This is a genomic window from Bacillus cereus group sp. BceL291, from assembly GCF_051776705.1.
In the GTDB taxonomy this organism is placed as follows: Bacteria; Bacillota; Bacilli; order Bacillales; family Bacillaceae_G; genus Bacillus_A; species Bacillus_A cereus.
On the sequence record NZ_JBPWAP010000012.1, the window covers coordinates 1 to 24,869 of the forward strand.

The following is a 24,869-nucleotide window of genomic DNA, read 5'->3' on the forward strand; positions in this document are numbered from 1 at the left end:
TATCAGAGGAAGCCCTTCAAGGCGTTACCCTATCATTTGACTTCTCGAAATAATAGTTCTGCTGAATATTGAATCAGCGCCTAACCTTTTCAGTTAGGAACGTGTCGCACAACTGCTCGATTGCAGTGCGAGTGGCCCTCACTGATTAAAGTTTCATTTTATTTTTGCATTGAATCTAACATCTTCACAATAAAGGCAGCTGCCTGACCACGAGTTGCTGTACCTCGGGGATCAAACTCATTATTTCCAATACCATTAACTACCTTTAGACTGTATAATCGTTGAACCGATTCTTTGTATGTTATTAAATGCTTATCTGTAAATGGTAATGCTACTAACTCACCTGTAATTCCTTTATATCGTAATGCTTTGTCAATCATAATAGATACTTCTTCACGAGTAATTGGTGAGTTAGGATCAAAAATCCCTTCACCACGACCATTAATAATTCCTACACTTGCACAACGTTTAATACCGTCATGAAGTGATGGATGTGCCTCATTAATATCTACAAATGACTTATTTCCCTCTGGTAGTTTAAGAGCATTCGAGATTAATTTCGCAAACTCCGCTCTCGTTACATTTCGATATGGCGCAAATACACCATTACCTTCGCCTTGCATAATACCTAGACTGTTTAATTTACGAATATGCCCTTCAAACCAGCCACCTGTAATATCATCTTTTGGTTTTTGTACTTCTTCCTTTGGCTTTTGTACTTCTTCCTTTGGTACATTGTAGTTAATTTTAATCCAACTTGGGTCATAGAAAATCCATTCTCCATTACCTACTTTATACCAACCATTTTTAACCGCTAATACTTTGTAACGATCTCCGTTTGAAGCTTTACGTACAACACGATGTTCAATACCCGCATCACTACGTACATTGATGCCACTACCATTTACCACTAGTTCCATGCTAGGTTCAGCTGGATTATTTTCATTTGGATTAAATGAGTCATTTTTATCTTGTAAAGGCGTATCAATCTGCGCATTTATATTTGCATACCACTGAATTCCTTGTACGAAACCAGCCCAATTACCACGTGAAATTAAAATGTCAGGACATTTTTTCCCGCTCCATTGTTGATGCTTGTAAATATGATCTGCACCAATTCCTTCTTTGTTCATTAAATAACCTGCAAGTCGTTTTGCATTTTCTAACGCTTTATTGTAATCACCGTCTTGGTTAACCGCGATCTCAATACCGATAGACTCCCTGTTTCCTGATCCATCTCCATCTCCTGCATGCCAACCATTTTCGTTTGTTGGTAAGTGTTGATAAATTTGTTTATCGTCTACAGTAAAATGCCATGAAGCTGTTCGGAAAGTGCCTTCCGTTGCTTGCTTGTATAAATATTTCGCGTGATTTTCAGCATTAGCACCAGCGGCTGTATTTGCGGTCTCATGAATTGTAATGTAACGTGCTTTCATCGGATTTGCAGGACGAATATCAGGATTTCCTGCTGGAACAATCCACTCCACAAATGGAACTCCTGCAAGTGTTCCATATTTCTTCGTACTCTGTGCACTATATTGAATACCTCTTGGCTTTGCAACAGGTTTCATTTGACGATCAGATCCATCATTTCGACCATCTACAGATTCAAATGCCTTTTCAATGTTTGAAATAGCTTCCTTTTCTGCTACTTGTCCCTTCTTAGCATTTTGCATTTTGTTTAATTCTTCTGTTTCATCATGTTTATGCTTATATTCTTCTAAAAGCATTTTTTCATTTTCAGATACTTCTGCTTCGTTAATTTGTACATGATCAGGAACTTCCAACTTGAAATTAGAATAATTTAATCCGCTCGTTCCATGTTCTCCCTGGGCAATATTAAGTTGATCAGTTTGAGATTTGTTTATCTCTTCTGCTGATGCTGATAAAGGTACGCTCCCTAAAATCACTAGACTTGTTGATAGTGCGATTACTTGTTGTTTGATTGTCTTATTCATTATTATAATAAATACATACACACTCCCACCGTGTATGTATCTCAACCTCCCTTGATTGTCACATTAATTTTTAAAAATATGAATCTACTATGTACTTCTATTATATTTTCTTTTTATTTACATATTTTAATTATTTCATTTTATACTCATTAAGAAAATATTTATATGTCATCCCTACAGATGAATTTCATCTAACATACTTTTTACAAATTTCGTCAACAAACATTATTTTACAACTAATTACAAATACCGTCAAAATAATCAATTTAAACTTAGACAAATAACTGGCATACAATTTCATAATAAGAGATCCTATACTATCGAAATACATCTATTACAAATTCCCTTTAACGTTTTCAACAATCTCATTTATCGTATTCCGATCAAACTTATCACTAATTTCATATGACTCACGATCTCCTACGAATTGCACGCCTACGATATCATTGCGATCCTTACCGTATTGCACTTCAATAATAGATCCTCGCTCTATTTGTTTCCAAATGAGACCTGCTTCATCTTTATTATCTAAAATAATGCAGTCTTCAATATTTTCATCAATCCCAATTAACTTATTATCATCCATATATCCAATCTCGTATTGTTGCCGTTCTTTCGCTTTGCCACTTACTAATATACCTTTGCTACCATATGAGTAATCCATATAGTCCTTTTTCTCCGTTTGTACCGCTTTCGGCTTTTGTGCTTCAGTTTTTTCAGCAGCCCCACAACCTGTAATAAGACTGATTGGGATAACCACTATTAATACTAATCTAGTAAATTTTTTTATCATTTGTAACCAACCTCATATATTTAATGCAAAACTCCATTTATTACTCTATTAAAGAATAACATGATACTAAGTAAACAGAACGAAAGATAACATATTATTTACATACTCGCACTTTAATGAAGGACTAGGCCATTTAAACCTAGTCCTTCATAACTTTAACTTTGCTTCACATACTTAATTGTATTAAATGACGTCTCATTAAATAATTGCAAGTTTTCCCCATCATAATCTTGAACTTTATATGCTATTTTCTTTTTTTGAATTGTATCTTCTACACCGTCTACTAAACGTTTATTGAGATGTAAATAGATTGTAAAAGCTTCCTTATCATATTCCCAAGTTCCTTCAATATAATTCTTTTTATTTGGATACTCACCTTTACCATATGTTTCAAATGTCTTATCACCTTTTAAAATGAGTGACATATTGAAACCGTCTGTTCCTTGGAATCCCCAATTACCGATTAATTCCGTACCATCTTTCACATTCTTCATAACGTTATCTGTATTAATTCCAGCTTTCTTATCTAACTCTTTCAAATCTTTCATTGATACTGTACCATCACCGATTTTAATATCCCCTTCAAGATCTTTGAATGCCTTAAGCCAGTAAATATCTCCTTCTTTCACTAACTTTTCAGATTTCTCTATTAACTCTTTATCAGTCTTATCACCTTTTTCTCTTTTTTCTTTTCTGGTGAATACTTCATTTATTAAAGAAAAAGACTCTCTAAAATAACTAATTGCTTTTTCAAAATCTTTTTGTTGGTTTACATACTCTGCAGGGGGATCTATCGACTCAAATTTATCTAACACTTTATTTAATTCTTTCACACTATCTACTATATCTGATTTCTTTTTCTTACCGTCAAAAACCTCTCTTGTAATATTGTTATGCTCCGCAAACAACTTATCAAACTCTACCCCTAATTTATACACTTTATTAGGATAGTCTTCCTTTGAAACTTTTTCTTTCTTACTATTAGACTTCGATTCTTTTACTTTAGACTCTTCCGTTTTCTCCTGTTTAGAAGTGTTCGTTTTCTCAGAAACTCCACAACCAAATAACAACATGACCGGAACTGCTACCCCTAGTAGTTTCTTTGCATTCATGACTGATTTCTCCTTCTACTTGAATAGATTACTCTTACTATACCCATCCTCTTTTTTTATCTTGTAATTAAAGTTACAATCGCAATAACTCCTAAAATTGGTCCCCAATATTCCATTTTTATAAAAAATAGCGAGTGTTTTTTGTTAAACATAACTTTTTCACCAGTTTCGGTATCTATATAAACTTTCCCATCTGGCTTATTAATATATTTACCTAAATACCAAGACATAACCCCTGATATAATAAACATTACCGCCATTGGCCAACTATGGTCTTGAAAATATGTAGCGTCCCCCGTTATAGATCCAAAGATAGCCTTACCCAAAAGAGTATTAATAATTACAATAATTGCGACTAAAAAACCCCAACCAGACCAAATAATCATCTATTTCTCCTCCTAAAGCGTACAACTTTGTACTTTATGTTAATTTGAACTGCAAACGAAAATGTTTAAAAAACCGAATATTCAGACGTTAATAATTATATTTAGCTTACATTCGATTCTAACTTTAATGTCCTAAATGCAAATGAACCAGATATAATTTGTAAAATTGTCGGAATAAGTAAAAAGAATAATGACATAAATAACATAACTATAGGAATCACAATCATACAAACTCCATAAACTTTATTATTAACCTTGTTTACTAAACACGATAAAATGAACAATCCTATTTGAACCGTTAAAATAATAGAGTAATAAGCTAAAAGTTCGTAATCAACCCCTTCCATAATATTAAACGCTACAACTATTAATATTATGGAAATAATAATTCCCAAAATGACACCAATTAAACCTAATACAAATTCAGGCGTTCTTTTCAATTCAATCCCCCTTTTATGAACCACTAACTGCTTGTATATTTTTCCCATTCACCATCATACCAAATATTCATTGGAAAAACTATACAAATGTATTTTTTATTCTACTATACTTTGCTTCTAACTATAGATAGCTTGTAGCAGTCACAAAATCAAAAGCTTCAAAATTACTAACCGAATTGTCATACTGAAAATTATAAATTAATATGATAGAATTGTAGGATTTCTTTAATTTAACTACTTCGTTAATTCGAGATAATATTTTATCATCATATGAACATCCCGTTAATAACATAGAAATGTCATCACTCGCTTCTTCTAACACTTCCTTTTCAATAAAATCCTCATCTACATCAATCATATCAATATTAAAATCAACAAAAAAACTCGCTGGTATAGCATCTCCTTCTTCATCATATGTAACATCGATATATGCATCTAACTGATCTTGCGTTTTCATATTACCTAACCATATTGAAACCATTCCATGTACTTCCATTGTAGTTCTCCTTTATTTTTTATCTTGCAGAACCAATTTTATAACTTACCGACTACTTTAAAACACATAATTTTTATAAAAAACATTTCTTCTTTCCATTTAGTTAAATGGGGTTATTCGGAAATTCATTATCATACTTATTAATTAACGCTTTATCATTTTCATTAATTGGTACTTCACCTAAGTATTTATGTTTCCAAATAATTATTTGATCACTAAAACTATATTCTGTTTCGAGCCAATTAGTATAATCGAAATGCATGTTAAATTCCCCACTATGTTCCAGAGACATTGTAAAAGAGTACCAAAGCTCTTGCTGATTATCTTTAAAAACATCTCTTAATTCCTTACTCAATTTATATAAAGAATCTTCTTTCCTTTCAAACTCCTCTTCATTAACTTCGTATTTAAAAGGAATTTCTACACTATACTTATAATTTTGTTTATTTCTGAAGTTGTTATAGAAAAAGTAAGTTCCCCCTCCAGCTTCTGATATTTGTGCATAAAAATAAAATTTCTCCCATTCTTCTGGAATCATGGCATGAACCGTTTCCGCTATCTCTCTATATAATCGATTCAATTTTATTTCCAATTGAATACCCCCTATTTGATTTTCATCATTCACTTTTTCTATATTATACCACCCTTTTAATTAGCTCTTTATTTCATCTAAAATTCAAACCAAGTTTCGATGCCTTTAGAAAGTAGACATACCTCTTAAATACAATTAGTATTAAAATAAGAAATATGAAAGACTTAAAAAGGCTCTTACATGAAGGAAGGAAGTTGCACAACTATGGATTTTAAAACAGTTATGCAAGAACTTGAGGCTCTAGGTAAGGAACGAACGAAAAAAATATACATATCTAACGGTGCGCATGAGCCAGTATTCGGAGTAGCTACAGGTGCTATGAAACCAATCGCTAAAAAAATAAAATTAAATCAAGAATTAGCTGAAGAACTTTATGCCACAGGCAACTACGATGCTATGTACTTTGCAGGTATTATTGCCGATCCAAAAGCTATGAGTGAGTCTGATTTTGATCGCTGGATAGACGGGGCATATTTTTATATGCTATCCGATTATGTGGTGGCAGTAACTTTATCAGAGTCAAATATCGCACAAGATGTTGCTGATAAATGGATTGCAAGTGGGGACGAGCTTAAAATGTCTGCCGGATGGAGTTGCTACTGTTGGCTTTTAGGAAATCGCAAAGACAATGAGTTTTCCGAAAGTAAAATTTCCGATATGCTTGAAATGGTGAAAGATACAATTCATCATTCTCCAGAACGAACAAAATCCGCTATGAATAATTTCCTAAACACAGTAGCAATTTCATATGTACCACTACACGAAAAAGCAGTCGAGATTGCAAAAGAAGTTGGTATAGTTGAAATCAAACGTGATAATAAAAAAAGCAGTTTGCTACATGCTACAGAGAGTATTCAGAAAGAACTTGATAGAGGAAGACTTGGTTTCAAGCGTAAGTATGTAAGGTGTTAAAAGTATGAAGGTGTCAATGTAGGAGAGATTGACACCTTTTTTGTGGACATTACTAGACTAACGGAGCTCCAAGTTAAAGGGAACCAATCATTCATCTCCCACTATACATCTCAAACTTCTTCTTTCAATTTATATACCCTATCTCTTTTCTCATCATCTTTGATAAAAATAAGTTTTCCTTCTGTAACAAAACCTTCTAATAGTAAACATACTTGTCCATATGCTTTAGGCTTATTCGTAGTGAATCTTTCATCGGGTATTTTACCAGATCGTATTAATCGTTCACATAGCTCAATCGCACTTATTTCTTCAGAATCAATTAATTCTAAAATATCTTTTTGTAATGGTGATAAAGGGGCTGGTACCTTACATATCTCAGCTACCTCCACCTTTTCTTTTTCTTCTTCAAATAAATCTTCAAATGAAATTTGATTCATTACACCTGTTCCTTTCTAACAATTGATTTATATAACATGAATTGAATTCTATAGGTACGAAAACTTTAAATATTAGTCATTGTTATGTAGCGCTTACCTCGTTACATGAATTTCAAACTCATGTACATCATTTCATATAGTATATTTTGATTATACCAAATATACGTTCTGTCTTCTATTGTAGAATTTTTATAACAGAAATGAAAGTAATAGTGAACATTTTTCTTCTCTTTAGTTGTATAGAAAACTATGTAAAAAGTTTACATAATAAAATTATAGTGATCTGTTAAATTTCTACGCAAAAAAGCACTTGTTGCCTTTAATTGACAATCAAGTGCTTTCAGTTCATATGTTTTTTTAGTAGCATAAATTTTGTAGGTCTTCGCTTGATTTTATATTACATCTTTCTATAAAAAACTGCAGTCCAATTATATCTAACACTTGGGCTACACTTCATATCAGACATTTTTTCATATAAATGTTCTTAGTATATTATTTTTGTAACTTTAAACTAGCAATTAACTCATCTAAACTATCCGAAATCTCTTCAAATGAACCTCGTTCAAAATCCTCCAATTCAACCTTACCACTTACATTATCTAAAACAACTATCAAACCGTTCCCCTCTACACCTATTGGAGTCTTATCAACCTTATTATGATTGTTTTTATACCCTTCTAAATTACTTTCGAAGGAATCCAATTCAATATTTGGTAATACAGGTTCTAGCCTAATATAATGATTACCAATAAATCCATCTAAATCAGCAAACCAATAAGAATTAAAATAATCATCAATTGAAGTGTGCAGTTTAATTTCAAATCTTTCCTCAATCTTCGTTAAATCATTCTTATTATTTTTTTCAATAGGTTTCCATGAAATTTCTTCTTCATCATCCATTTCACCCTGATATATAAATGAATCAACTTCTTCGTTATATGGCGTTTTAAATAAAAAATCTAACCCTTTATCAAAATATTCTTTTCTTAAATTAAAATATTTGCTCATAGCATCCTTCATTACCAAAATAATCACCCTTACTTTTCTAAGAATTTTTCTAATAGTTCAGCATATTTTTGGTCATTTCCCCAAACTCCTGCGCTTTTCTCAGCATTATGAATCCCTCCTAAACCTGGATGTAGCTTTGAGGGTACAGCCACAGCTTGACCTCCACCACCAATGTGATGATGTATTAAAGTGTCATTATATAATTCTTTTAAATCATATTGGGGAAAATGTTTTCTAAACGTTGGATTGTTTATAGGTGCGAATCCTAATTCTATTTTTTGTCTATTTGACCTATTAAACGCTTCTGGGTACTTCTCTAACATCTCTTTCCAATAAAAATCTTTATCGCGTAACCAACCCTCTGCATTGGTGTTTTTTTGCCCTTTACCAACATAGGGCATCTCAACAGTTAAGCGAGGATCCGCAGTATATTTAGCCTCTAGCTTACCTAAATCAGCACCACGATATGTTCTAATAGGATCATTAATATCACCTATCTTCTTAACCGTTTCACCCGTACCCTTACTAGCAAGAGAAGCCTCTACACCCTTAATCTCATCATCTATAATCTTATTACTTGCTGTATGATGCTTATTCACCCAGCTTTGTTTAGACGTTATTAAACCTTAGTCGCCACTTTCAAAACTTTTCGATTTGGCTGTCATATCATCTATGCTTTTTGCTGTTTTTTTCCAATCTTATCCCCTTATGAATTCTGGATTTCTCTATACTTAGCAAATTTGCAATAGCATAGGTAGTAGTTTATTGAAACCTCTCTGTTAAATAACCGTTCTATTCTAAAATAAAAAGGGGTATCTCATAAGCAAGTGAAACCCGCCACTTATAAGATAGCCCTTTAATTTTAACGCTCTATTAATCATGTAATTTACTTAAGAACTCTGTGAATGTATTAGCAACAAAAAATACATTTTCTCTTGCGATTTTCTCTGCTTCTTCTGCCGTAATCCCTTCACTTTCCATCAGCGCTTCCTTTTCCCATGCATCTTCATGTTCCCAAAAAACAACAATTGGATTTTCTTCATGATTTTTATAATCAAAGCAAATTAAATTTCCTGCTGGATCAATTCCAAAAGGAATTACATCTCTAGGTAAGGTAGCACGGTAGTTATTATAATCTCTTACAATATAATCACTACTCTCCTCATCAAAAGAAAGTAATGCACCAAAAACTCTTTCTATTCCTTCAACATCAAAACAATATGGTATTACATTAGCCCCATGATTTACCTTTGCACACTCGATATAATCTTTTGGAAACTCAACTCCCAGTGATTGACCTATTTTCTCCACAAATTCTTCCGTAACCGAATCATCCGCATACTTCCATTCTAAATTCTTCATCTAATTCCGCCTCCCCATAATCTATTTCCACCTAAATGATTCACACTATGAACTTCTTTTATTACTAATTGCATTTTCCCCGGTATTTGATGATGATGCCATATTAATCCATCTATTCTAGGCAAACCATCATTTATTTGAGCTAACTGCTTTTTAGTGAATAATTCTTTTGAGATTTCGCCTTTCTCAATTGCTTCTTTTACCAATTTAGTACATTCCCTAAATTGATCTGTATCTTTCATAACATAGAAATCTTTCTCTAACTTTAAAGAAAACTTAACATCATCCCCTTTAAATATTGGGAATCCTAAAATATCAAAATCTACTCCTTTTTTCACATGTGTTCCTCCTGCTAAAGGCTTATTTAATATATTATTTTTCGTTTTAGTATTCAAATATGTTTCTGTTAGTTCTACAACTTCTTTAAACTCTTCAACACTATCATACCCAAATTCTTTGATGGTAGTATCATCTACTTGTTTTAAGAAATCTTCAACACTATCATATCCCTTAGGAACAATTGATCTATTAATCAAGTTTCCGTCTTTATCGTAATTATTTTTAATTACTTCGTCAATTTCAGATCTATGAACAGCGTTACCCGTACCCTTAACCCCACCACTCTCCAAATTCGAGATCCTACTCTGAATACTCGCTTTTTAGGCATCATGGGCTTCTTGGAATTTCCCGCTATAGTTCGTTCCAGATCTAACGACACTTCCATCTGGCATTATTTCTACACCTTTAGCGAATGGGGTTACGGAGTCCACACCTTTTGCTAATGTATTTTCAATTATATAATACTAGCAATTTATGTTAGCCTTAATTCATAAAAAATTACTTTTTATAAATTCAACCCAAGTTTCTCGTTACCACATTTCTATATTATCTCAATCGTATCTTTTAAAGCTTCATTTACATTAATAGCCTTTTAAATAAAAAAACTGAAAGAGGATTTATCCACCTTCCAGTTTCTTCGTTCATTATTCTATCGGCCCCATAAATTGAGTAATTAAATAAACATGCTCGATAAGTTTGACTTTTTGTAAATTTTCTACTTTTTCTGGTCCACCTAGTGCAAGTAAAGGTGTGTAACCAAAACATTCATCTATTTCAAGCTTTCCGTATTTATTTAATGCCTGCTGATAATGCTTCCAATCCAATACTTTCTCTAAAAAATAATCATCTTTCGTATTTTTAAAGAAAAACTTGAATTTTCCAGCTACTACATCTACCGTACCTTTTCGATACTTAAGTAATAATAAATAGTTATTTTCCCACACAAGAATATCTCCCATACCTGTTGTAAAAATTGGGATAGCTTCTTCATAACGGATATAACTTTCCTTTAATATATCTAAATATTTTTCTGGGTTTATTGCTCTTAAGTATCCATTTAACATACTCCCAAACCCATAGCATTTCCATAAATCTATTATTTGATCTGGAACTTTCCCTGTATACTTTTCAATAACCTCTGTTGATGGTTTTTCGAAAGATATAAAATCATTTATATTTTCCATAGTATCCCCCTACTCCGATTTCAATCTAACATTAAGATATGTCAATTTTTTTTCTTCCTCTGATAAGGTGTCAGCAACTCGTCTAATTTCCTTATCCACATTACCAATCCTGCTTTTCCACTGCGAACCTATTGATGAATTAATTCTAGAATCACCCATGCCAGTTATTTTTAATGGATTTCCACCCGCAATTTGATCTGGGTCATGTAATGCAGCTTTATCCTTTATCCACTTTAAAGCTTGCTCTTCTGCTTCCCTAAATGAAAAACCTTCTTCCATAAATTCATCAATTTTATCTTGCACAGCTTGTTTTCGTGTTAATCTTTGAGCTGAATTTGCTTGTTTTGATCTCCCATATTTTAAAAATTGGTTCCGATTCTAAATAAACTCATAAACTGTCAATTTTCCCAGTCCATCTTCTTGGTTTTTTAATTGTCGTATAAACTCATCTTCATTATGTTTCCGATTACGTTTAAATTCGATTCCAATTTCGTCAGTACGCGAGCTATTATTACCCACTCCGCTAGTTTTATTACTTCCTTCTAATTTACTATGCCCATGAGCAAGTTGATAAGCGTCATCCTTAGTTACCGTACTTGCCTTTGAAAACTTTCCAGTTACTTCTCCAACAGTTGAAGGAAGCTTCACTCCTATTCCAGTATCCACCATCCTAACCGTTACTGGAATAGGAGTATTTTTCATAGCATCTAGTGCATTCTTTAAAGTCTTATTTTCCCTAGGCGATTGTACCACATTATTTCTACGCTAAAACACAAAAAAGCACTTGTTGCCTCAAATAGACAATCAAGTGCTTTAAGTTTCATCTGTTTTTAAGCAGCATAAATTTGTAAGTTTTGTAGTAACAGTATGAAACTTTTTATACTTCATAACAAATACTCTCTAAAAACTTACGAGTTTGTACGAGTTCGTTAATTTAATATACATTCCATGCGTTTATATTCATCCCACAGTAAAATGTCATCTCGCCTAAGCTCGTACTTCTTTTTCTATTCTATCCTTGCACGTAATACTCTATTTAAAGCAGTTACATAAAAACCTTGATAAGTATTCAACTTATCAAGGTTTTAGCTCTATAACTTATAATTTTCCCATAGTTTTTTTCTCATTATATGTGTCTCTAAATCTGCTAATCTAACAGGTATGGGTAACCGACTTTCTTTATTAATAAGCCTCATGACAATTTCAGTACTTGTCTCTAAATCAATCCAGTTACCACATGAAATAAAAATGGGTTTTACACTTTTGGTTGTTCTTAAAGCTCGACCATATATTTCATTATTAATGATAATATCCGTATACGATCCCTCTTGATTTTCAGGCATAGTAAAATCTACACCTTTAATCTTTAAATAACTTTTCGCTACACCAATTGTTGGTTTATTTAAATAGAAAGAAGCATGTGTTGCAATACCCATGTGTCGATAATGCAAATAACCATTCCCATCAAACATATAGATATCTGGTTGCTTAGTTAGTTTTTTTGCTGCAGCTTTAATTAAAGGCAACTCACGAAAAGCAAGAAAACCTGAAATATACGGAATTGTTATTTCTCCATAACTGTACACTTTTTCAACAACTTCATGTGTACTAAAATCAATGACTACAATACAGCATGTACCATACGTTTTACCATTTAATTCCCAATACGCTAAATCTACTCCTGCAACAAATCGTATTTCTTCTAATTCAAAGGTATTTCTAAGTTGTACTTTTGGTAAGAATGCACGCTGCTCATTTTTAAATTCCTCTATTAAAGGTTTTAATTTAGAATTATCCATTGCAATCACAGCGTAAATTTTTTTCAATAAATAGTAAATTCTCTTTGGCTGATTCAAGATTTTGTTTTTTTATATATTCTTGTTGATCCCACTCAGCGCAACATAAACATATCGCCGCATTTAAATTTCTCTTCATATTTCCTTCTCCACTTTCATACCAAATTTAGTGCATACCTCCTGTATGTCTTCTAACCATACTTCATTTAATGAATTACAACTCAACATTTCAACTGATTTTGTATAGTATTTACTTTATTATACTTTTGGCTCCCTACTGAATTTTTTAGCATATAATAAATCTGATTCACTTGGTTCTGTTTTTTGTTCTATAATATTCCCTTGTTCATCATACTTTTTAAAAGTCATCTCACGTCCGGCAATACATTCAGACTCATACTTTTTAGCCCTGTTTTCAAAGAATTCAACCTGGTAGCCTTCTGCCGAGTTTTTATTCATATTTCCTATCCTTTTTATATTACCACTCGGATAAAATTCCACATATTTTCCTTGTTTAACACCATTTTCTACGTAGAAATAACTTTCTATATTCCCATTTTCATAAATATCGTAAGCTAATCCAGTAAATAATTTTTCTTTTCCATCATCAGTATACTCTACTATTCCTAAATCATAAGGCCCTCCGTATTCTAAGTACTCCTCAAACTCTAGGCCGTTCTGTATTATATATTCCTTCGTTAATATATCATTTAACATTTTTTGAAACCTCCGTGATTATTTCAAATTCATCTGTAAGATAAGCACAATGAGGACACCTTAGAAACATCATTCCAGCTGGTTTTGTTCTATTTTGACCCGTACGAATTACATTGATAACAAAATTATCCAAACCAGCACTTGGATTAGCCTTTAATGCTTTATTCAAGGCAATTACTTCAGCGTGTGAACCTGCACCTTTTGTAAATGTATATGAATCAATAACTTCTTGTGGCATAGAATCATATCTTGACTTTATTAAAGGATGGAAATCGGGCAATATTCCATCGTAGTCATTTATCGCATAATAAATTTTACCAGTTGTTTTATCATACACTCCAGCAAAGGCTGGACCAATTTTTTTCTTACTTATCCCCGTATCCTTTAACTTTTGCAATTCCTTAAGTGTTTCGCCGCGTAAGTTAATCCTATAATTCAATTCTTTCGAAGTAAATTTTCCATATTTATTACGTAAATAATCTATTCGACTATTACCCGTACCCTTAGCCACACTACCTTCCTTACTAACTCCTGAACCACCACTACCCTTAGCAAGTTGATAAGCGTCATCCTTAGCTGCCGTACTTGCCTTTGAAAACTTTCCAGCTACTTCTCCAACAGTTGAAGATTCTACATAAGGAATCTTCACTCCTATTCCAGTATCCACCGTCCTAACTGCTACTGGAATAGGAGTATTTTTCACAGTATCTAGTGCATTCTTTAAAGTCTTATTTTCCTTAAGCGATTGTACCACATTTTTACCCAAATTTGGATTAAAACCAGGCATTCCGTCTTTGAATTTTAATAATTTGGCTAAATCAGCTAATTCACTCGTCCCTTTGAATGCTTTTACTCCTTTTCCTACTGCTCCAACAACTGGGATTGCATCTAATCCGCCAAAAATGATGTTTGCTGTGCGTTCTTCTTGGCTCAATTTCCGGTGTGTTCCCCAGTCTTCTCCGTCGATACCGCTTTTTATTTGTACACCTCCGTATACTACTGCGGCAGCGGCCCCGAGTGGCGGGCAAAGGATTGTTGTGATGATGATTCCTACGCCTATTCCTATGTCTCGCACCATTTCTAGTTTTTTCTGTTCATCTTCTATCGATTTGTATTCAAATCCTCGTGTGGATGGGACTACTTTCTTGTATTCTTCATAATTTAGTTTTGCATCTGGATTTTGTTTTTTTAGTTCTTTGTATTCCGCCCTAAGTACGTTATCAAATGCAGGTGAATCTTTAAAAATATCTTCTACTGTTATTTTATCTTTCTTCTTCTGTATTGTTTGTGGTACACTTCCGTAGCCTGCATGCGCACCTGGTAATACTGTCGTTGTTGTAGAGCCAATTCGGTTATTTGTTTCAAAACTGAGAATAGATGTATCTCTCATTTTTTGAGCGAATTTATCCATTTCTACTAAAAAAGGTTTATCTATATGTTCAGAGACTAATCGCCCTGCTTCTCCGCAATATTTTTGTAATGTTGAATAGCTATCAAGTAATTCCCCGATTTTTTGCGATTGATCTTTAGGATTAAAATGTATACTACCATCCGAGTCTAAATCTCGTATTCTTCCATCAATTCTTTTTAATGATTCATTTGCTTCCCGTAATTTTATGAGTGCATCTTTTGTAATTCGATTCATACCATCCCCCATGTTTTGCCATGGTTCAGGTCTATATTTCACATCCATCTCGTTTTCATCCCCCCAGCCGTATGGTGATTTCTACAACTTACTTAATATTTCACGTAATTGTTCGTCCTTTTCAAGCATTTCTACACATACATTTCCTACAACTGTCGCTGACCTAGAATAGTGTTCAGCCAATTCTAGTGTTTTGTGTAATATATCAGGATATTTTTCAATTACTCTCATCGCTTCACCTTTTTGATAAAAATCACAGCTTAATAAACTCTCAATATTCGTTCCAATGACGTCTACATGGATTTTATATATATTTTCTAACTTCATTACTATATCAAGTAGTTCTTGAAAATTAACTAATACTTCTTCTCCACCACCAGAACCACTATCTCCCATTGATACTTGCATTATTGAATACCTCCTAACGAGAATTGTCTCGGGTCAATTAACTTTTTATATGGCATTTTTAACACGTCATACAATTTCTTATTAACCGCATAGAGGCTCACCCAGTCATATCGATTACGATCTACATCTATTTGAACGAAATCTTCTCCTTCAGTAAAATATAAGAAACATTCCCATTTTCCTCCTCTATTACTTCGAGGCCTCGTATACGTTTCTATCGCTATAACGTCTTTATTTGATAAATCTTTTTCCTCAAATGTTTGTTGTTCTGCCTCTGTCATTCTCTTTGAGAAAGATGTATCTTCTATTTCCCTCGGTTCTCTCAATAAGAAAGGAATGCGTGTTAATAATGAAAAATATACGTCCGGTTTTGGTATGTAGTCGATCTCGTATTTTTTATTTGGTTCTATTTCTGTTAATACAGCCACTCGGTCTTTATCCTCTTTTAAAAAGCCAATTAATACATTATTCATTCTCGTGTATTCATGACAATTTTCATATTCCTTTAATAGTTCAATTATTTGAAAAGCTGCAGGGGTAATTCCATTTTCACTTGTAAGTAGGCCTTTTTCTTTTAAACTCGTAGTTGCTTTCGTGACACATTCTGCATCAAGTAAAATAATTGCGTCACGGTTTGGCAATCCAAATATATCGGTAACCCCAGCTGCACCTGCGAGAACATATAATTCAGCAGGTGCAAAACTCATTTCTTTCCCCATTCTTTTATCCCTCGTTTCTCCATCACAGTTGTTTTATCGCCCTTACTTCCGATTTATCTCCGTACGTTTGAATGCTTTTATCTAACTCTTTCAAAGCTTTCGTATGTCCTTCAAATGCCTCTACCATTTCTGAATTATATTGAATAATCAAATCAAGATAACTTAAAAATGCATCTCTCGTTTTTCCATTCCATTTCGCACCTGTGACATATGCTTTTAAGTCTTTCGCTTGGTTTAAAGAATCCTTCATACCATTTTCAATGTTTTGTGCGTAAGAAATGGCACTTGCAGTGTTACTTCCTATAATTTCAACCTCTTTACCACTCATGTTGGTTCCCTCCATTCTTTGTATGCTTAATGGATAAGTTTTTCAAATTCCTTTTTCTTTTCTTCAAAAGCCTTGGTCGCTGCAGCGTATGCTGACGCTTTCTCCGATTCTGCTTTCGCTTTATATTCCAAATACTTTGCATAAGCTGTACTTTTTGCAGATCCAACATCGCTTAATGCACTTTTAAAATAGGATACTAATGTATGTAATTCTTCATCCTTTTCATGACGTTTTTGTTCAAATTCAACTGCCGGAATTTTATTAGCTTCTAAGCCATTACTTTTACTCTCATACTCTCTCTTCGCTGATTCAGCCTCTTGAATGAATTGCTTTAACTCTCTTTCTTTATCTTTTAAATAATCATGTAAATCATCATACCGATCTCGTTTCCTCGCACTTTCTGTAAAACCAGACGCATTTAAAAAAGCATTGTACAATTCATCTAACATCTTTCTCCCCCTTTAGCACAATAACTATGTAGTTAAATTCGTATATTTAAACATGAATATTCATTACATTAAGAATTAACAAATAATTATTTTTACATATTGCTATTTTATCAAAGGGATTTTAACATTTCCATATTTTATGAATGGCTTTCGCATTTTTCTTCAATAAAGTGAAACTTTAATCAATATGACTATGTATTTATGTGCAGAAATAATAAAAAACACTGCCAGGCGCAGTGTTTTTTATTACTACCTTTTATCCAATTCATTCGTATTAAATCCTTGCTTGAGAGTAAGACCAGTTCTTTCTTATTTCATCAACAACTATTTCTGGATAATCCCAATGAAGCGTACGAGTAGGCTCCCGGACTCGTTTTACTATTCCTTAGGCTGTTTTATTTCTATATTCATTCCAATATTTTGGCTCAGTCGCTCTTAAAAGAACAATAGAAAAAGGATCTGATATGAATATCAGATCCTTAACTTTAATTTCTTAATACATACATCTTTTTACACGATAACTGGTTCATACGTGCTCAAATTATCATACTCAGTTTTTACAATACTAGGCGGAAGGTTAACACATCCTCAGATTCACCTTTTCTTGTAGCAGTGCATAATGTTTAATAAAATTAAAGCATATTTTTACTTACCAGACTTAATTTTTTCGTTATATTCTTCTAAAGTTAACCCTTTTTCTTTTAGATAAACGGCAACTTCTTTTCCTACATAACGATAGTGCCATGGCTCATACTTAATGCCAGTAATATTCTCTTTATCTTTTGGATAGCGGAGAGTAAACCCATATTCTGCAGCATTCTTATCTAACCATTTGAATGCATCGGTAGTTTCAAATTTTGCATTTAAATCTTCTACAGTATTTTGCCATTCAACTGAAATAATGTCTAACGCTAATCCAGTATGATGTTCACTTGCACCAGGATACTGAAGATATTCCAATGCCTTAGCACTAGCCTCTTTATCCGACAAGCCTTGAGATTTATAGCTTTTAACTGAAGCATCATAATAAGTTTGTTGTAATTTTATAGCTCGATAACCTGATCTTAAATAAAGATTGATTCCCTCTTTTTTTGCAGCTGCTACCATATCCTGATAGGAAGTTGCAATTCTACTATCTATTTTCATATTTGGCTTCGCATTTTGGGTGATACTTGTTAATTCAATTCCTAGTTCCTTTGATAACATATGCTCTCTATTTACAAGGATAATTCTCCAATCATTAACATCAGAGATAGGTAAAACATCTTTTTTCTTCGCATGTATTTCATTTTTATTTTTATCGTTATTATTAGTAGTTGCCTGAGATGTTTGCTTTCCACTACAAGCAGCAAGACTCCATCCCATTGCTAATACCAATGCTAAAATTATAAATTTTTTAATTGTATCTCATTCCCTTTTTGTTTATTAGTCTTTATACCAATTTCCCAACACGTCTCTAGGAATCTCCTTGAAATCCTTCAAAGAAACAGGACCGACAAATTTTTTAATTCCATGTTTTTTAGAATTTTCATCCGAATAATCTTTTAAAAATTGAATTTTAAATTGTTTCTTACCATCGGCATAGTCGGTTACTGTCGGTACGATTGCCGCTTGTCGTATACCAAAAGTTTTATCTTCATACTTAACAAATTGTACATAAGATAATCCTCCAACTAATGTTTCTAATTTTTCTTGCGCAGAAATAAGATTTCCAAGAGAATAATAGATTAGCGTTTCATGTCCATCTTTATTTTGTTTCCACTCAATTGGTTGAATTACATGTGGATGATTTCCAATTACTACATCTACACCTAAATCTGTTAAATATTGAGCAACTTCTTTTTGTTGCTTTGAAGGTGTTGAGGTATATTCTACTCCCCAATGCACCATAACAATCACCATATCAGAGCTACTCTTTGCCTTTTCCACATCATTTTGTATCGCTTTTTTATCAATTAAATTTAAAGCCCAAGACTTATCAGCTGGAATTTTAATTCCATTCGTACCATATGTATAATTTAGTAACGCAAAACGAATACCATTTTTTGTAATCGTTTTTATTTCATTACGCTCGTTTTTACTCTCATTAATACCTACCGGGATAACATCCGGATATTTCTTCCAGTATTCTCTTGTATTCGCAACACCTTTAATACCCATATCCATAGCGTGATTTGTCGCTTGCGTCACTATATTGAATCCAGTGTCCACTAAAGATTGGCCTACTTCTTCAGGTGTATTGAAAGTCGGATATCCCTGTACTTTTAAATTATTTCCGGCAATCGGAGTCTCCTGGTTCACTATAGCAAGATCACTTGATTTAACAGCTTTTTTGATATTTTCATAAATATAATTATAATCATATGAACCGTCTTTTTGTTTGCCATCTTTAATTACTGCGTCATGATATAAATTATCACCCGTTGCTATTAAATTCACAACCGATTGTACTTTTTTATCTTCCGTAAAATTAGGAGACTGTTGGATAGGACTTTTCTCTACCCAATTTGGTGCTTTTAATGATGTATCTATATTGGATTCAGCTGGTGGTAATGAAGCTTTAGATGTCTTAACATCTGTATTACCACAAGCGGTTAAAAGCACTAAAAAAATAAGACATACTAAAAAAAACTTTTTACTTCTCTGTAAAGTATCTAACATGTGATCCTCTTTTCTGTTTTATTCCTTATAACCAGTTCTAAAAAATCATTCTTTAAAACAACGTATTTTGGTTTTACCCTTAATTATGGAAGGACACTCTGTTACACCTGCTTCGGAATATACTAATAATTGTTTTCCGCTTTCTAGCAATCTATCGATTCCATCAGAAGTGATAGATTACTAGAAAAAGATGATCCACCAGGATATCGACTAGTTTGATATCCCTGTTCCAATTGCAGTAACTCGTTTAATATTTAAACAAGATAGGAGAATCGTTCATATAGCTTCTTCTCTCGCTTTATGTTTAAGGTGCCTCCAAAAAAAGGGATCGTTGCTGTACCCCTTTACATAGTGCGAAATTTTTGTAACTAATTTCTTTCATTCAAGCGACAAACATTATACCGATAACAATAAGTAAGACCCAAGAACTTATTTTACCAATATACGAAAAAAGTAGCAATCTTTTGTCCCATATAAAGAAGCCCATTAGGAGAAATGAACGAGAGATTCATTCTATTCAATTCCTGCATTGATTAATAAAAAAACAAGCCATCCAACTATTGGATGGCTCTATACTATAAAGAGAATTTGTTATTGGATTACTTCAATTTCCCTTCAAAAACAATCTTCCTACCGCACGGTTCAACTACTGTTTTGCCGTCTTTTTTTACTTCATGAAAGATTGGCTCTTCCATACGACGAGAAGGAGCGTAGCCTTCTTGTTCCATACGTGCTAAGCAGTCTGTAATTGTTTCATTTTCAAGTACTTCAAATTTCTTTTTATTAGGTTGTTTTGTCATGCCCTAACCTACTTTCTATTTTTCTTGATGCAAATTGATTTTTCATGTAGACCATATATAACATTGCGAGAATTCCCATTATAATCATAACCGCAATAAAAAAGCTTGTATACTGTATTTTTTCTATAAATACGCCGCCTAATACAGGTCCCATAATACTTCCTAAACTAAAAGCGATTCCGGATAATATATTACCTGCCGGTAGTAAATGTCTCGGTAATAAATCAGTCATAAATCCAAGCCCTAAAGAGAAGCACGATCCAATAACCATACCCGCTAAAAGCATGCAGGCAAAGACGATCCAGTAATATTGATCAAATACGGCGGCAAGTAGAAAAATGCCCGTACTTATGCTAAACGTCCACGTTAATATACGGTCCCTTCCGTATTTATCACTCAATATACCGAGCGGAATTTGTGTAATAATACCCCCAACTGCAAATGCTGGTAATAAGAAGGATACATCTGAAACAGACCACCCTTTACGAAGTGCGTATACTGGTAAGTTACTGTTTAGCATTGCTTCAAGTACGCCATATGCAAGTGGACCTAGCAGTGCAATCCATCCTAATCCAACAACTTGTTTATAACGAGAAAATGATGATTCACTCTTCGCTTCTCTTTCATCTTGCGCTGGGAATGCATTTTTTGTTGGAAGTAGTAAAAGCCAACCTATTAGACAAAGTATAGTAGATATAATAAATGGCGTTGCAAGACCGTACTGCACAGTGCTTGCTAAATACGGGCCAACGGCAAAACCAATTCCGAAGAATACACCGTATATCGATACTTGTCTCCCTATTTTACTTGGGTCTGATGTTGTCGTGATCCACGTTTGTGTTCCGACATGAAGCATATGATCTCCGACTCCAACTAGAAATCTAAGGATAAACCATACCCAAAACGAAAATGTTTGTGTAAAAAAGAATAATGAAATAATAACGAGAAACCCACCTATAACAATAATCGGCTTCATTCCAAACCTTTGCATCGGTTTTTCAAGAAACGGCGAAATGACTAATATCCCAATGTACAATGCCGTCGCATGAATACCATTAATACTTGAACTAACCCCTTCTTGTTCAAAAATCATTGCAATGGCCGGTAAGAGCATTCCTTGTGATAAACCCGAGATTGCTACAATCCCAACCATAATCCAAAAAGTAAAACGCATTGACATCCCTTTCCCTCTCCTTCTCACGCTTCCACTTTTCATTATAAACTGTTTCTGCAAATGCGTGTACGAATATTCGCAATAAAAAACAAGCTAAAAGAATGAATCTTTTAGCTTGTTACCTTATCCTTCCCAAACTTGTGCTTTCACATTGTTATGAAATTGCTTAAAGTATGGATGTTTATAAAAAGCAGTTTCATATAAGTATTGCTGTGCGTTAGCGATTGGTGGCTGCGGATATTGCATTTGTAAAGGAAGTACAGCTGGCGAAACTTGCATATACAGCGGGTTTATCATCATTTTTGTATATGCGTAATGATTATATGGCGAATAAGCGATGAAAAATGGTTGATGCATTGATAATCTCCCCTTTAACATACAAATGTTATAGTATATGCAATACTGTTCATTTCGGGGATTATTTCTGTTCTAACCAATTCTCTACATGTTTTATAAATACATCTAAACAATCAATAAACGGCGAGTGTCCGCAATCTTCTAATACCTTCAACTCTGCATTTTGCAAATGTTTCGCTAATTCCTCACCGACTACTTGCGGAACGACATAATCTCTATCGCCTTGTATGACGAGTGTTGGCGCTTTAATACGATGAATTTGTTTACTTCCCTCTACAACCCCATTATGTTCATCTGAAATATTAAATGTAATGAGCGCATAATTCACATCTACGAAATTACGTTGCGTTAACATATCATCTAAATACTTTTCATAACGGTCCGGTTCAGGTTGGTTATGCGTATATATTAATAGATTCCATACTGTACGGTAATATAGTTTGTTCATATTTTTTATCGCGTCTAATACTGGAGCAATTTGTACTGGATCTTGTGCAATTTCTTCTTTCGTCTTTACTAAACTTGATACAATCGGCTGCCCATTCGTATCTTTTTTAAAGATTGGGTAACCTTTCATTCCTACTGATTCTACTAAAATTAACTTTTCTACAAAAGTTGGGTGATTCGCTGTAAATTGCATCGCAACGCCACCGCCCATTGACCAGCCCATTAATGAGAATTTCTCTAGTTTTAACTCGTCGATAAATAATTTTACATCGTCTGCAAAGTCTTGTAATGAATCTATCGATTGATTATACGTTGATTGTCCAAACCCTCTTAAATCAAGAGCGTAAATATGGTATTGATCTTGCAACTTTTCAATAACTAAATCCCAATGTTGTGACGATGTCATGTTCCCGTGAATGAGTACAAGAATATCTGTATTTCGCCTTCCAACTTCCTGATATGCAATCGTTTCTCCGTTCGATAGTGAAACAAACTCCATTGTTGCAGGCTTAATCATCACAAGTTCCCCCATTCTATTTAATAGAAAGAAAATTCTTTACTTAATTAAAGAATAGCACGTAGAATGTACGTTCGCAACATAAAAGCTATAAGAATTTTTTACATAAACCAACATGTCTATTACTAGACAATTATTATAAAAAAGTATATAGTTAGCTAGGTAACTAATTTGAAAGGATCAAAATACATGGACGAAAAACAACATTTTTTTCACATCGTCAGCCAGACTTCTCGAAAGTTTACGAAGAAATTTAATGAACGTGTATCTCCAACAGGGTTATTTAGTGCGCAATGGGCTGTTATTTTCCGCATTAATCAAACTGGTTCTTGTACGCAAACAGAATTGTGCCAGTATTTAAATGTTGAATCACCAACGATGACTCGTACGTTAACACGTATGGAAACGATGGGATGGATTATTCGTACAGAAGGTAAAGATCGCCGTGAGAAGCTCATTTCTTTATCCGAAACAGCGATAAAGATGATTCCAATATGGCAAGAAGAAGTTGATACTTTCGAAGAAAAAACGCTAGAAGGTATTAACGAAGATGATTTACATCAAGCATTTCAAGTGTTACAACAAATTATTAAAAATTTAGATTAAATTGGAGGGATGACGATGCAAAGTGAGAAACTTTGGACGAAGGATTTCCTCGGAACTTGTTTTAGTAGTCTATTTCTCTTCTTAACATTTTACATGCTTATGACTACTCTGCCTGTCTATGTAATAGACGGCCTAAAAGGAAAACCTGAGGAAATTGGTTTAGTTGCAACTGTGTTTCTTATTTCTTCTGTTTTATGTAGACCATTCACAGGAAAATGGCTCGATGATTTAGGAAGAAAGAAAATATTATTTATTTCACTTTCATTATTTTTAGCCGCTACTGTTATGTATTTCGGTGCGCAAAGTTTATTCTTATTACTTGCCCTTCGCTTCTTACACGGTATTGGGTTCGGGATGGCAACGACAGCTACTGGTACGATCGTAACTGATGTTGCGCCAGCTCATCGACGAGGCGAAGCACTTGCATATTTCGGCGTATTTATGAGTCTGCCGATGGTAATTGGTCCTTTTTTAGGTTTAACAATTATTTCTCATTTTTCGTTTACTGTGTTATTTATCGTTTGTTCCGTATTTTCATTACTTGCATTTTTATTAGGACTACTTGTAGATATTCCACACGAAGCACCTGTTAGCAAACAAAAACGTGAAAAAATGAAATGGAAAGACTTAATCGAACCATCTTCTATTCCAATTGCACTTACAGGATTTGTTTTAGCCTTTTCTTATAGTGGTATTTTATCCTTTATTCCTATTTATGCGAAAGAACTCGGTTTAAGTGAAATTGCAAGTTACTTCTTTATTTTATACGCACTTGTTGTTGTCATTTCTCGTCCATTTACAGGAAAGATTTTTGATCGCTTCGGTGAAAATGTACTCGTTTACCCTGCTATCATTATTTTCACAATCGGAATGTTCATATTAAGCCAAGCACAAACTTCATTTTGGTTCCTTGGCGCAGGTATGCTAATCGGTTTAGGTTACGGAACATTAATTCCGAGTTTCCAAACGATTGCGATTTCTGCCGCTCCAAACCATAGACGTGGTTCTGCGACAGCTACGTATTTCTCATTCTTTGATAGTGGTATTGGCTTTGGTTCTTTCATTTTAGGTATTGTCGCAGCGAAATCCAGTTATCATAATATGTATTTTATCGCAGCTATTATCGTTGCGTTCACTTTACTTTTATATTATGGATTACACGGACGAAAACAAAAATTCAAGAAACAACCTACAGACGGAAAAATTTCCGCTTAACGTTAATAAGG

At 33.6% G+C, this 24,869-nt stretch carries 29 protein-coding genes and 2 pseudogenes; 3 read left to right on the plus strand and 28 right to left on the minus strand.

Annotation, left to right across the window (positions count from 1 at the left end; genetic code table 11):
• Nucleotides 1–158 precede the first annotated feature (158 nt).
• The 7 genes from ACS2CR_RS10535 to ACS2CR_RS10565 all read right to left on the minus strand — a co-directional run bounded on the left by ACS2CR_RS10535 (nucleotide 159) and on the right by ACS2CR_RS10565 (nucleotide 5,777).
• The gene (locus ACS2CR_RS10535) at nucleotides 159–1,958 is read right to left on the minus strand and encodes an S-layer homology domain-containing protein (protein WP_003284799.1); all 1,800 of its coding nucleotides are present in this window, start codon (nucleotides 1,956–1,958) and stop codon (nucleotides 159–161) included.
• 334 nt (nucleotides 1,959–2,292) lie between these two features.
• Nucleotides 2,293–2,751, minus strand: coding sequence for a hypothetical protein (locus ACS2CR_RS10540; RefSeq protein ID WP_000591634.1), 459 nt, complete (start codon nucleotides 2,749–2,751; stop codon nucleotides 2,293–2,295).
• A 155-nt stretch (nucleotides 2,752–2,906) separates the two neighbouring features.
• Nucleotides 2,907–3,863: a DUF3994 domain-containing protein gene (locus ACS2CR_RS10545; RefSeq protein ID WP_000992206.1), complete on the minus strand. Its 957-nt coding sequence runs from the start codon at nucleotides 3,861–3,863 to the stop codon at nucleotides 2,907–2,909.
• 56 nt (nucleotides 3,864–3,919) lie between these two features.
• Nucleotides 3,920–4,249 carry a hypothetical protein gene (locus ACS2CR_RS10550; RefSeq protein ID WP_000587855.1) on the minus strand — a complete coding sequence of 110 codons (330 nt, stop codon included), beginning with the start codon at nucleotides 4,247–4,249 and terminating at the stop codon, nucleotides 3,920–3,922.
• Nucleotides 4,250–4,350: 101 nt separating this feature from the next.
• Nucleotides 4,351–4,689 (minus strand): DUF4064 domain-containing protein, encoded by a 339-nt coding sequence (locus ACS2CR_RS10555; RefSeq protein ID WP_153602714.1) that lies wholly within the window; start codon nucleotides 4,687–4,689, stop codon nucleotides 4,351–4,353.
• A 121-nt stretch (nucleotides 4,690–4,810) separates the two neighbouring features.
• On the minus strand, nucleotides 4,811–5,185 hold the full coding sequence (locus ACS2CR_RS10560) for an immunity 22 family protein (protein ID WP_000451798.1): 375 nt from the start codon (nucleotides 5,183–5,185) through the stop codon (nucleotides 4,811–4,813).
• A gap of 103 nt (nucleotides 5,186–5,288) precedes the next feature.
• Nucleotides 5,289–5,777 carry an antitoxin YezG family protein gene (locus ACS2CR_RS10565; protein WP_053512598.1) on the minus strand — a complete coding sequence of 163 codons (489 nt, stop codon included), beginning with the start codon at nucleotides 5,775–5,777 and terminating at the stop codon, nucleotides 5,289–5,291.
• Between the two features lie 204 nt (nucleotides 5,778–5,981).
• Here ACS2CR_RS10565 and ACS2CR_RS10570 point away from each other — a divergent pair, with 204 nt between their 5' ends.
• Nucleotides 5,982–6,689, plus strand: a complete 708-nt coding sequence (locus ACS2CR_RS10570) for a DNA alkylation repair protein (RefSeq protein ID WP_053512599.1) — start codon at nucleotides 5,982–5,984, stop codon at nucleotides 6,687–6,689.
• Nucleotides 6,690–6,799: 110 nt separating this feature from the next.
• On the opposite strand, the gene ACS2CR_RS10575 is transcribed toward ACS2CR_RS10570, so the two are convergent.
• From ACS2CR_RS10575 to phaZ, 21 genes and pseudogenes are all read right to left on the minus strand, one after another.
• Nucleotides 6,800–7,126 carry a DUF3895 domain-containing protein gene (locus tag ACS2CR_RS10575; protein WP_053512600.1) on the minus strand — a complete coding sequence of 109 codons (327 nt, stop codon included), beginning with the start codon at nucleotides 7,124–7,126 and terminating at the stop codon, nucleotides 6,800–6,802.
• A 492-nt stretch (nucleotides 7,127–7,618) separates the two neighbouring features.
• Nucleotides 7,619–8,134, minus strand: coding sequence for a SecY-interacting protein Syd (locus ACS2CR_RS10580; protein ID WP_002101116.1), 516 nt, complete (start codon nucleotides 8,132–8,134; stop codon nucleotides 7,619–7,621).
• Nucleotides 8,135–8,163: 29 nt separating this feature from the next.
• Nucleotides 8,164–8,733: a hypothetical protein gene (locus tag ACS2CR_RS10585; protein WP_001032811.1), complete on the minus strand. Its 570-nt coding sequence runs from the start codon at nucleotides 8,731–8,733 to the stop codon at nucleotides 8,164–8,166.
• Between the two features lie 274 nt (nucleotides 8,734–9,007).
• Complete coding sequence (locus ACS2CR_RS10590) at nucleotides 9,008–9,496, minus strand: SMI1/KNR4 family protein (protein ID WP_000792753.1); 489 nt, start codon at nucleotides 9,494–9,496, stop codon at nucleotides 9,008–9,010.
• A pseudogene (locus ACS2CR_RS10595) lies at nucleotides 9,493–10,266 on the minus strand (HNH endonuclease). The gene ACS2CR_RS10590 and the pseudogene ACS2CR_RS10595 overlap by 4 nt, the downstream one beginning before the upstream one ends.
• A gap of 213 nt (nucleotides 10,267–10,479) precedes the next feature.
• On the minus strand, nucleotides 10,480–11,019 hold the full coding sequence (locus ACS2CR_RS10600) for a T6SS immunity protein Tdi1 domain-containing protein (protein WP_000427866.1): 540 nt from the start codon (nucleotides 11,017–11,019) through the stop codon (nucleotides 10,480–10,482).
• Nucleotides 11,020–11,028: 9 nt separating this feature from the next.
• Nucleotides 11,029–11,775, minus strand: a pseudogene (locus ACS2CR_RS10605) (polymorphic toxin type 15 domain-containing protein); the annotation flags it as partial.
• 335 nt (nucleotides 11,776–12,110) lie between these two features.
• On the minus strand, nucleotides 12,111–12,818 hold the full coding sequence (locus ACS2CR_RS10610) for an endonuclease V (RefSeq protein ID WP_015382421.1): 708 nt from the start codon (nucleotides 12,816–12,818) through the stop codon (nucleotides 12,111–12,113).
• A complete protein-coding gene (locus ACS2CR_RS10615) occupies nucleotides 12,811–12,954 on the minus strand; it encodes a hypothetical protein (RefSeq protein ID WP_000828061.1) in 144 nt (47 codons plus the stop codon). The genes ACS2CR_RS10610 and ACS2CR_RS10615 overlap by 8 nt, the downstream gene beginning before the upstream one ends.
• Before the next feature lie 119 nt (nucleotides 12,955–13,073).
• Entirely contained in the window at nucleotides 13,074–13,532 is a 459-nt protein-coding gene (locus ACS2CR_RS10620; protein WP_000930862.1) for a toxin-antitoxin system YwqK family antitoxin, read from the minus strand.
• Nucleotides 13,522–15,225 (minus strand): YwqJ-related putative deaminase, encoded by a 1,704-nt coding sequence (locus ACS2CR_RS10625; protein ID WP_053512601.1) that lies wholly within the window; start codon nucleotides 15,223–15,225, stop codon nucleotides 13,522–13,524. Before ACS2CR_RS10625 ends, ACS2CR_RS10620 begins: the two co-directional genes overlap by 11 nt.
• Nucleotides 15,226–15,258: 33 nt before the next feature.
• Entirely contained in the window at nucleotides 15,259–15,585 is a 327-nt protein-coding gene (locus ACS2CR_RS10630; protein ID WP_001198201.1) for a hypothetical protein, read from the minus strand.
• On the minus strand, nucleotides 15,585–16,304 hold the full coding sequence (locus tag ACS2CR_RS10635) for a DUF5081 family protein (RefSeq protein WP_053512602.1): 720 nt from the start codon (nucleotides 16,302–16,304) through the stop codon (nucleotides 15,585–15,587). Before ACS2CR_RS10635 ends, ACS2CR_RS10630 begins: the two co-directional genes overlap by 1 nt.
• 22 nt (nucleotides 16,305–16,326) lie before the next feature.
• Entirely contained in the window at nucleotides 16,327–16,632 is a 306-nt protein-coding gene (locus ACS2CR_RS10640; RefSeq protein ID WP_000014535.1) for a WXG100 family type VII secretion target, read from the minus strand.
• A 26-nt stretch (nucleotides 16,633–16,658) separates the two neighbouring features.
• On the minus strand, nucleotides 16,659–17,081 hold the full coding sequence (locus ACS2CR_RS10645) for a hypothetical protein (protein WP_000883470.1): 423 nt from the start codon (nucleotides 17,079–17,081) through the stop codon (nucleotides 16,659–16,661).
• 645 nt (nucleotides 17,082–17,726) lie between these two features.
• Nucleotides 17,727–18,458, minus strand: coding sequence for a M15 family metallopeptidase (locus ACS2CR_RS10650; protein ID WP_000241986.1), 732 nt, complete (start codon nucleotides 18,456–18,458; stop codon nucleotides 17,727–17,729).
• 48 nt (nucleotides 18,459–18,506) lie between these two features.
• Entirely contained in the window at nucleotides 18,507–19,742 is a 1,236-nt protein-coding gene (locus ACS2CR_RS10655) for a CapA family protein (RefSeq protein WP_000887606.1), read from the minus strand.
• Between the two features lie 599 nt (nucleotides 19,743–20,341).
• Complete coding sequence (locus ACS2CR_RS10660; protein ID WP_000166303.1) at nucleotides 20,342–20,542, minus strand: NETI motif-containing protein; 201 nt, start codon at nucleotides 20,540–20,542, stop codon at nucleotides 20,342–20,344.
• A complete protein-coding gene (locus ACS2CR_RS10665; RefSeq protein WP_000062796.1) occupies nucleotides 20,526–21,722 on the minus strand; it encodes an MFS transporter in 1,197 nt (398 codons plus the stop codon). Before ACS2CR_RS10665 ends, ACS2CR_RS10660 begins: the two co-directional genes overlap by 17 nt.
• 117 nt (nucleotides 21,723–21,839) lie before the next feature.
• Entirely contained in the window at nucleotides 21,840–22,073 is a 234-nt protein-coding gene (locus ACS2CR_RS10670) for a hypothetical protein (RefSeq protein ID WP_000554160.1), read from the minus strand.
• Between the two features lie 61 nt (nucleotides 22,074–22,134).
• Nucleotides 22,135–23,037, minus strand: a complete 903-nt coding sequence (gene phaZ / locus ACS2CR_RS10675) for an intracellular short-chain-length polyhydroxyalkanoate depolymerase (RefSeq protein ID WP_053512603.1) — start codon at nucleotides 23,035–23,037, stop codon at nucleotides 22,135–22,137.
• Between the two features lie 189 nt (nucleotides 23,038–23,226).
• On the opposite strand from phaZ, the gene ACS2CR_RS10680 reads away from it, so the two are divergent.
• The gene (locus ACS2CR_RS10680; RefSeq protein WP_000343675.1) at nucleotides 23,227–23,643 is read left to right on the plus strand and encodes a MarR family winged helix-turn-helix transcriptional regulator; all 417 of its coding nucleotides are present in this window, start codon (nucleotides 23,227–23,229) and stop codon (nucleotides 23,641–23,643) included.
• A 15-nt stretch (nucleotides 23,644–23,658) separates the two neighbouring features.
• Complete coding sequence (locus ACS2CR_RS10685; RefSeq protein ID WP_001190318.1) at nucleotides 23,659–24,858, plus strand: MFS transporter; 1,200 nt, start codon at nucleotides 23,659–23,661, stop codon at nucleotides 24,856–24,858.
• The last annotated feature ends 11 nt before the right edge of the window (nucleotides 24,859–24,869 follow it).

Coding starts and splice junctions, on each gene's coding strand:
- ACS2CR_RS10670 (WP_000554160.1), bottom strand. CDS start 22,073: ATGCATCAACCATTTTTCATCGCTTATTCGCCATATAATCATTACGCA.
- ACS2CR_RS10570 (WP_053512599.1), top strand. CDS start 5,982: ATGGATTTTAAAACAGTTATGCAAGAACTTGAGGCTCTAGGTAAGGAA.
- ACS2CR_RS10540 (WP_000591634.1), bottom strand. CDS start 2,751: ATGATAAAAAAATTTACTAGATTAGTATTAATAGTGGTTATCCCAATC.
- ACS2CR_RS10535 (WP_003284799.1), bottom strand. CDS start 1,958: ATGAATAAGACAATCAAACAACAAGTAATCGCACTATCAACAAGTCTA.
- ACS2CR_RS10580 (WP_002101116.1), bottom strand. CDS start 8,134: ATGAGCAAATATTTTAATTTAAGAAAAGAATATTTTGATAAAGGGTTA.
- phaZ (WP_053512603.1), bottom strand. CDS start 23,037: ATGATTAAGCCTGCAACAATGGAGTTTGTTTCACTATCGAACGGAGAA.
- ACS2CR_RS10680 (WP_000343675.1), top strand. CDS start 23,227: ATGGACGAAAAACAACATTTTTTTCACATCGTCAGCCAGACTTCTCGA.
- ACS2CR_RS10635 (WP_053512602.1), bottom strand. CDS start 16,304: ATGGGGAAAGAAATGAGTTTTGCACCTGCTGAATTATATGTTCTCGCA.
- ACS2CR_RS10685 (WP_001190318.1), top strand. CDS start 23,659: ATGCAAAGTGAGAAACTTTGGACGAAGGATTTCCTCGGAACTTGTTTT.
- ACS2CR_RS10660 (WP_000166303.1), bottom strand. CDS start 20,542: ATGACAAAACAACCTAATAAAAAGAAATTTGAAGTACTTGAAAATGAA.
- ACS2CR_RS10550 (WP_000587855.1), bottom strand. CDS start 4,249: ATGATTATTTGGTCTGGTTGGGGTTTTTTAGTCGCAATTATTGTAATT.
- ACS2CR_RS10575 (WP_053512600.1), bottom strand. CDS start 7,126: ATGAATCAAATTTCATTTGAAGATTTATTTGAAGAAGAAAAAGAAAAG.
- ACS2CR_RS10645 (WP_000883470.1), bottom strand. CDS start 17,081: ATGTTAGATGAATTGTACAATGCTTTTTTAAATGCGTCTGGTTTTACA.
- ACS2CR_RS10655 (WP_000887606.1), bottom strand. CDS start 19,742: ATGTTAGATACTTTACAGAGAAGTAAAAAGTTTTTTTTAGTATGTCTT.
- ACS2CR_RS10620 (WP_000930862.1), bottom strand. CDS start 13,532: ATGTTAAATGATATATTAACGAAGGAATATATAATACAGAACGGCCTA.
- ACS2CR_RS10625 (WP_053512601.1), bottom strand. CDS start 15,225: ATGGATGTGAAATATAGACCTGAACCATGGCAAAACATGGGGGATGGT.
- ACS2CR_RS10665 (WP_000062796.1), bottom strand. CDS start 21,722: ATGTCAATGCGTTTTACTTTTTGGATTATGGTTGGGATTGTAGCAATC.
- ACS2CR_RS10610 (WP_015382421.1), bottom strand. CDS start 12,818: ATGGATAATTCTAAATTAAAACCTTTAATAGAGGAATTTAAAAATGAG.
- ACS2CR_RS10630 (WP_001198201.1), bottom strand. CDS start 15,585: ATGCAAGTATCAATGGGAGATAGTGGTTCTGGTGGTGGAGAAGAAGTA.
- ACS2CR_RS10560 (WP_000451798.1), bottom strand. CDS start 5,185: ATGGAAGTACATGGAATGGTTTCAATATGGTTAGGTAATATGAAAACG.
- ACS2CR_RS10545 (WP_000992206.1), bottom strand. CDS start 3,863: ATGAATGCAAAGAAACTACTAGGGGTAGCAGTTCCGGTCATGTTGTTA.
- ACS2CR_RS10590 (WP_000792753.1), bottom strand. CDS start 9,496: ATGAAGAATTTAGAATGGAAGTATGCGGATGATTCGGTTACGGAAGAA.
- ACS2CR_RS10615 (WP_000828061.1), bottom strand. CDS start 12,954: ATGAAGAGAAATTTAAATGCGGCGATATGTTTATGTTGCGCTGAGTGG.
- ACS2CR_RS10600 (WP_000427866.1), bottom strand. CDS start 11,019: ATGGAAAATATAAATGATTTTATATCTTTCGAAAAACCATCAACAGAG.
- ACS2CR_RS10640 (WP_000014535.1), bottom strand. CDS start 16,632: ATGAGTGGTAAAGAGGTTGAAATTATAGGAAGTAACACTGCAAGTGCC.